At 35.3% G+C, this 6,475-nt stretch carries 5 protein-coding genes; all 5 read left to right on the top strand.

Annotated features, from left to right (window positions below; translation table 11 throughout):
* Positions 1–268: 268 nt before the first annotated feature.
* The 5 genes from D8M03_RS13445 to spoVT all read left to right on the top strand — a co-directional run bounded on the left by D8M03_RS13445 (position 269) and on the right by spoVT (position 6,397).
* Positions 269–898 (top strand): 50S ribosomal protein L25/general stress protein Ctc, encoded by a 630-nt coding sequence (locus D8M03_RS13445; RefSeq protein ID WP_121215344.1) that lies wholly within the window; start codon positions 269–271, stop codon positions 896–898.
* Positions 899–1,085: 187 nt separating this feature from the next.
* The gene (gene pth / locus D8M03_RS13440) at positions 1,086–1,649 is read left to right on the top strand and encodes an aminoacyl-tRNA hydrolase (RefSeq protein WP_121215343.1); all 564 of its coding nucleotides are present in this window, start codon (positions 1,086–1,088) and stop codon (positions 1,647–1,649) included.
* 92 nt (positions 1,650–1,741) lie between these two features.
* Positions 1,742–1,969, top strand: coding sequence for an anti-sigma-F factor Fin (locus tag D8M03_RS13435; protein ID WP_121215342.1), 228 nt, complete (start codon positions 1,742–1,744; stop codon positions 1,967–1,969).
* A gap of 208 nt (positions 1,970–2,177) precedes the next feature.
* The gene (gene mfd / locus D8M03_RS13430; protein WP_121215341.1) at positions 2,178–5,699 is read left to right on the top strand and encodes a transcription-repair coupling factor; all 3,522 of its coding nucleotides are present in this window, start codon (positions 2,178–2,180) and stop codon (positions 5,697–5,699) included.
* Positions 5,700–5,860: 161 nt separating this feature from the next.
* Complete coding sequence (spoVT, locus tag D8M03_RS13425) at positions 5,861–6,397, top strand: stage V sporulation protein T (RefSeq protein ID WP_121215340.1); 537 nt, start codon at positions 5,861–5,863, stop codon at positions 6,395–6,397.
* Positions 6,398–6,475: the final 78 nt, after the last annotated feature.

Raw genomic sequence — 6,475 nt, 5'->3', positions numbered from 1 at the left:
GAAATCATTTGAATAAGTATTGTTTTTTCTGGACATAGAAAAATCCCCTCTAAATAGACTGTTAGCTACAGATTACCGTAGCCTTTTTTACATTGTCTACTTAAAGGGGATAATATCAGTTGGTGTAACATCAACTTTGCCTTTTTTATTTTAAACTCCAAGAAATAATAACGAAGACATTTGACAATTTTTCTCACAACTTTCGTTTAGTATCAAGTCAATAAACCCATACTAATCAATGTCATCATTTTTTGGAGGGAGTAAAATAATGGATATTGTATTACAAGCTGAAAGAAGACAACCGGGACCACGTTCAACATTAACGAAACTACGAAAACAAGGTAAATTACCAGCCGTTATATATGGCTATAATGTTGATGCGATTCCTGTTATTTTAGATTACAAGGAGACAGCAAAAGCGGTTCAAAGATATGGACGTTCTAGCATATTTAAAATTGATATTGAAGGTAAACAAGTAAATGCGGTAATTAATGAAGTACAAAGATGTGCACTAAAAGGTACTGTAAAGCATGCTGACTTTTTATCGATTAACATGGCTGAAGATATAGAAGTTGCAGTTCCTGTTTCCATAGTAGGTGAAGCAATTGGTGTGCGTGAAGGTGGAGTACTGACAGAACCTGTACGAGAAGTTACAATTAAAGTAAAACCAACAGCAATACCTGAATCAATCGAAATTGATGTATCGAACTTAGGTATTGGAGACTCATTATCAATCGCAGATGTCCGTGATAGTATCTCATATACTGTTCTAAATGCAGATGAAGATATTTTAGCAACGGTTACACCTCCAGTAGTGGTCAATGATGATACTGCAGGTCAAGGTGATGATGGAAATCAAGACATCAAAGCAACAGAGGCACCTGAATCACAAGCTTAAATATGGGGTATTTATCGAAAAGGGGCATTATTTGAATGCCCCTTTAAATAATTTTTTAGTACATATCAAGTAATTTTCATTTCATCGATAATTAAAGCTACCACTTCTTATATGTTAAGTTTTCCTTTTTTCTCTCTCCATATGTTAAAATAAGCACTAATTAGATAATTTTAAAGGATGAGAAGAAATGAAATTGATCATTGGATTAGGTAATCCAGGGAAACAATACGAATATACTCGCCATAATATTGGTTTTGAATGTATAGATGCTTTATCAAAGAAGTGGGATGCACCATTAAACCAAATGAAGTTTAATGGAATGTATGCAACTGTACATCGACCAGAAGGCAAAGTGATATTGCTTAAACCACTCACATATATGAATTTATCTGGTGAATGTGTACGTCCATTGATGGATTATTTTGATATAGATATTGAAGATATCATTGTTATTTATGATGACTTAGATTTAGAAACAGGTAAGCTTCGATTACGTCAAAAGGGAAGCGCGGGCGGACATAATGGCATTAAGTCGTTAATTCAACATTTAGGAACACAAGAATTTAACCGTATCCGTGTTGGAATTAGTCGACCACCAGCAGGAATGAAAGTGCCGGATTATGTATTAGCGAAGTTTACAAAAGATGAAAGTCCTATCATTGAACAAGCAATCGATAAAACCGTTGCAGCTGTAGAATCATCATTATCTAAAAAGTTTATAGAAGTCATGAATGAGTTTAATGCAAACTAGAAGCACTCGTAGTTATGTGCATAAATTAGGAAAAACAGGTCAATACTTTGAGTAGGTAAAGCTTTTTTACACACTTAAAGGAGGAAGTTATAATGCCTGTTCGTTATCGTTGCCGCCATTGTGAAACAGAGATTGGTACATTACCGTTTGATGCAGATGAAACAATTCGAAAATTGCATTTATTCGAAGTTGGGGAAGTCGACGATTATATTGAAAAAGATGAGCACGGTCAGACAACAGTGCATTGTATCTGTGAGCAGTGTGAAGATTCATTAAGACAATTTCCTGATTATTATGCACTAAAAAACTGGCTTCAGTAACGTAAACCCAAATCTAAAGGATTCTAGCCAATGTAGACATGGTAAGGAAGATGCTTTGGTTCTCTAAAAGGAATCAAAGCTTCTTCTAATTTTCATTATTAAGATAATCATTGGTTTTTAAGATTGATTAATAAATTCTCATGATCTTTCATATGTAACTTTATAAGTTCTTTACATAGTTCCGTTTTACTGGAAGGGGGTTTTATGAATGGAAGTTTTACACCAACTATTCTCGCAAGATAAACATATAAATACTTTCATACAACAAATCGGTGAAAAAGCCTATGATTCTCAGCTAATTACAGGGTTAACGGGAAGTGCGAGGCCAGTTTTAATTAGCACTATATTCAAACAGTTTAAAAAATCTCTATATGTATTATCTCCCAATCTTTTACAGGCTCAAAAATTAGTAGATGATTTATCAGCATTAGTAGGAGAAGAGGTAGTACATTACTATCCCGCTGAGGAGTTTATTGCGGCTGACATGACGATAGCATCTCCGGAGTTGAGAGCTAGTCGAATCGCTACATTGAACAATTTAACAAAAAAGGAACTTGGGATTTTTGTTATTCCAATCGCAGGTATGCGTAAAGTGATGACGCCTGTTGAACAGTGGAATCAATATTATTTAGAAGCTAAAGTGGATGCGGATATCGAAATTGAAGAATGGTTACTTCAATTAGTGACAATGGGTTATACAAGAAGTCAAATGGTCACAACACCAGGTGAGTTTGCATTGCGTGGAGGGATACTAGACATTTATCCACCGTATGCAGAGTCACCTATTCGTATTGAATTATTTGATACAGTTGTCGATTCTATACGTACATTTTCTGCTGATGATCAACGTTCAATAGAAAAATTAGATCATGTTCAAATCTTACCTGCGACCGAATTATTATTAACAGAAAAGCAACGTGTGGAGTTAGCAGAACGTCTAGAAACAGCGTTAAGTAGAACGTTGAAAAAAGTTAAAAAGCAGGAAGTTCAAGAAGCGCTTTATCAAAATATCCAGTACGATATTGAAATGTTAAAGCAAGGAAACATTCCAAACCATGTAACGAAATATGGATCACTCTTATATGACGAATTAACGTTTTTAGGGGATTACTTCGCCAAAGATGGAATTGTCCTTTTTGATGAATTAGGCCGTATTCAAGAAGTAATGGATGCTTGGGAAAAGGAAGAAGAAGAATGGTTTATTTCTTTAATAGAGGAAGGAAAGATGGTTCATGATGTAAAAGCTTCCTTTTCTTTTAAAGAAGTATTATCCATGATTGATCAACAAAAACTGTACTTTGCACTATTTGCTAGAACATTCTCAGGTATTACCTTTAACAAGACAACGAATTTTTCATGTAAGCCAATGCAGCAGTTCCATGGACAAATCTCTTTATTACAAAATGAAATTGAACGTTGGAACCAAGAGAAGTTTACAGTACTTTTCGTTGCAGATGGAAAAGAGCGTATAAAGAAAATGCAAAGTACGTTAGAAGAATATGACATTCATAGTTTACTAGGTTCTCCCCAAGAAGCTGGGGTTTATTTAGTAGATGGTGTATTATCAAGTGGTTTTGAATTACCTCTTCAACGAATAGCTGTTGTCACAGATGACGAGCTATTTAAACAACAACCGAAAAGAAAACCACGACGAAATGAAAAAATGTCTAATGCTGAACGCATTAAAAGTTATACAGAGATAAAACCTGGAGACTATGTCGTTCATATTCACCATGGGATAGGGAAATATATTGGGATTGAGACATTAGAAGTTAATGGTACACATAAAGATTACCTTCATATTCGTTATCGTGCAGATGATAAGCTGTATGTTTCCGTTGATCAAATTGATTTAATTCAAAAATATGTGGCGTCTGAAGGAAAAGAGCCAAAGCTTCATAAACTTGGTGGAGCAGAATGGAAAAAGGCAAAAGCGAAAGTTTCATCTGCTGTTAATGACATTGCGGATGATTTAATTAAGCTTTATGCAAAACGTGAAGCGGAAAAAGGATATGCCTTTTCACCGGATACAGACGAACAACGTAATTTTGAAAATTCCTTCCCTTATGAAGAGACAGAAGATCAGCTCCGTTCCATTATGGAAGTAAAACGAGATATGGAACGTGAACGACCAATGGACCGCCTTGTTTGTGGGGATGTTGGTTATGGAAAAACTGAAGTAGCAATCCGCGCAGCGTTTAAAGCCATTATGGATGGGAAACAGGTAGCCTTTCTTGTTCCAACTACCATTCTCGCTCAACAGCATTATGAATCGATACAAGAACGATTTGAGGATTATGCAATAAATGTAGGTTTACTTAGTCGTTTCAGATCGAAAAAACAACAAACTGAAACAATAAAAGGCTTAAAAGAAGGTACAGTTGATATTGTAATAGGAACACATCGTATTTTATCAAAGGATGTTGTATTCAAAGATTTAGGTTTGTTAATTGTCGATGAGGAACAGCGATTTGGCGTAACTCATAAAGAAAAGATTAAACAGTTAAAAACAAATGTAGATGTGTTAACGCTTACGGCTACTCCAATTCCGCGAACGTTACACATGTCTATGGTAGGTGTACGTGACTTATCAGTTATTGAAACACCACCACAAAACCGTTTCCCAGTACAAACCTATGTTATGGAACACAATGGTGCACTTATTCGTGAAGCTATTGAACGAGAAATGGCTAGAGGTGGGCAAACATTTTATCTGTACAATCGTGTTGAGGATATGACACGAAAAGTAGAAGAAATTCAAATGCTTGTTCCTGAAGCACGTGTTGGCTATGCCCATGGTAAAATGACGGAAACACAGTTAGAATCTATCATTTTAAGCTTCTTAGACGGTGAATACGATGTATTAGTCACTACAACAATTATCGAAACAGGTGTTGACATGCCTAACGTCAATACGTTAATTGTTCATGATGCAGATCGTATGGGCTTATCTCAATTGTATCAATTGCGCGGACGAGTTGGACGTTCTAATCGTATTGCTTATGCTTATTTCATGTATCAACGAGATAAAGTACTAACAGATGTTGCAGAACAAAGACTACAAGCTATTAAAGAATTTACGGAATTAGGTTCAGGTTTTAAAATTGCGATGCGAGATTTATCTATTCGTGGTGCCGGAAACTTACTTGGTGCACAACAACATGGATTTATTGATTCTGTTGGATTTGACTTATATTCACAAATGTTAGAAGAAGCGATAGCGGAACGTCAAACAGGTGTGAAAAAAGAAGAAAAACCTGAAGTTGAAATTATATTACACACAGATGCTTATATTCCAGATAAATATATCCCAGATGGTTATCAAAAAATTCAAATGTACAAGCGGATAAAATCGATGGATCGTATAGAAGATTATTCAGAAATTATTGATGAACTTCATGACCGTTTCGGAGATTTACCAGATGAAACAGAAAAATTATTACGTATTGCTCGAATAAAAGTTTGGGCGATGGAAGCAGGCGTTTCATCAATAAAAGAGAAACAAAAAGTAATCTCCATCAACTTAACAGAAGAAGGTACAGCTAATGTGGATGGCAGTACAATTGTGGCTGAATCAATGAAATTTGACCGTGCTGTTGGTTTTACAATGGACGGAAATAAATTAACGCTCACAATTGATATGAAAAAATGCGGGAAAAATGATCCATTTGATGTACTAGAAGAAATGATGGAAATTGTGGCAAGTGCAAAAAAGGAAAAAACAGCGTAAAAAAAATAAGGGTCGCCAAAGGAAATACTTTACGATAGAAAATATTTGCTTATTTTCAACTATAATTTAATCCTCTTCATACACTTTTTGCATACATTGACTAAATATTATCCATACTATCAATGTGAATCAAAAATTGATGACGAAAGAGAGGCAACTAGATGAAAGCAACAGGAATTGTCCGTCGTATTGATGATTTAGGTCGTGTAGTTATTCCTAAAGAAATTCGTAGAACAATGCGAATTCGTGAAGGTGACCCTTTAGAAATTTATACTGATAGAGAAGGGGAAGTTATCTTAAAAAAATATTCCCCAATCAATGACCTTAGTGAATTCGCAAAAGAGTATGTCGAGTCACTATATGAAACAGTAGGAACTCCTGCATTAATTAGTGACAGAGATGAAATGATTGCAGTTGCAGGTTTATCGAAAAAAGAGTATACAAACCGACGTCTTTCTGTATTTGCAGAAGACTTTATGAAACAACGTTCGGTTGTTACGGAGAAAACTGAAACGACAATTGAATTAGTTCCTGGCCAGTTTGAGCAGGTAAAATCATATTGTGTAGCCCCAATTATTTCAAATGGTGATGCAATTGGAGCCGTTTATTTAATTTCAAAAGTTCACTTTATTACAGAAGTTGAATCAAAAGCAGCTGAAACTGCAGCGAACTTCTTAGCGAAACAAATGGAAAACTAATAAATAAAAGCGTCTCTAACAAGGAGGCGTTTTTTTATGGCGAAAAAACCGCGCAAACCAATCATACAAGATTAGCTC

Source organism: Ureibacillus endophyticus (assembly GCF_003628435.1).
In the GTDB taxonomy this organism is placed as follows: domain Bacteria; phylum Bacillota; class Bacilli; order Bacillales_A; family Planococcaceae; genus Ureibacillus; species Ureibacillus endophyticus.
The sequence above is the reverse complement of the archived record's forward strand: the minus strand, read 5'-3'. Positions and strand labels throughout refer to the sequence as shown.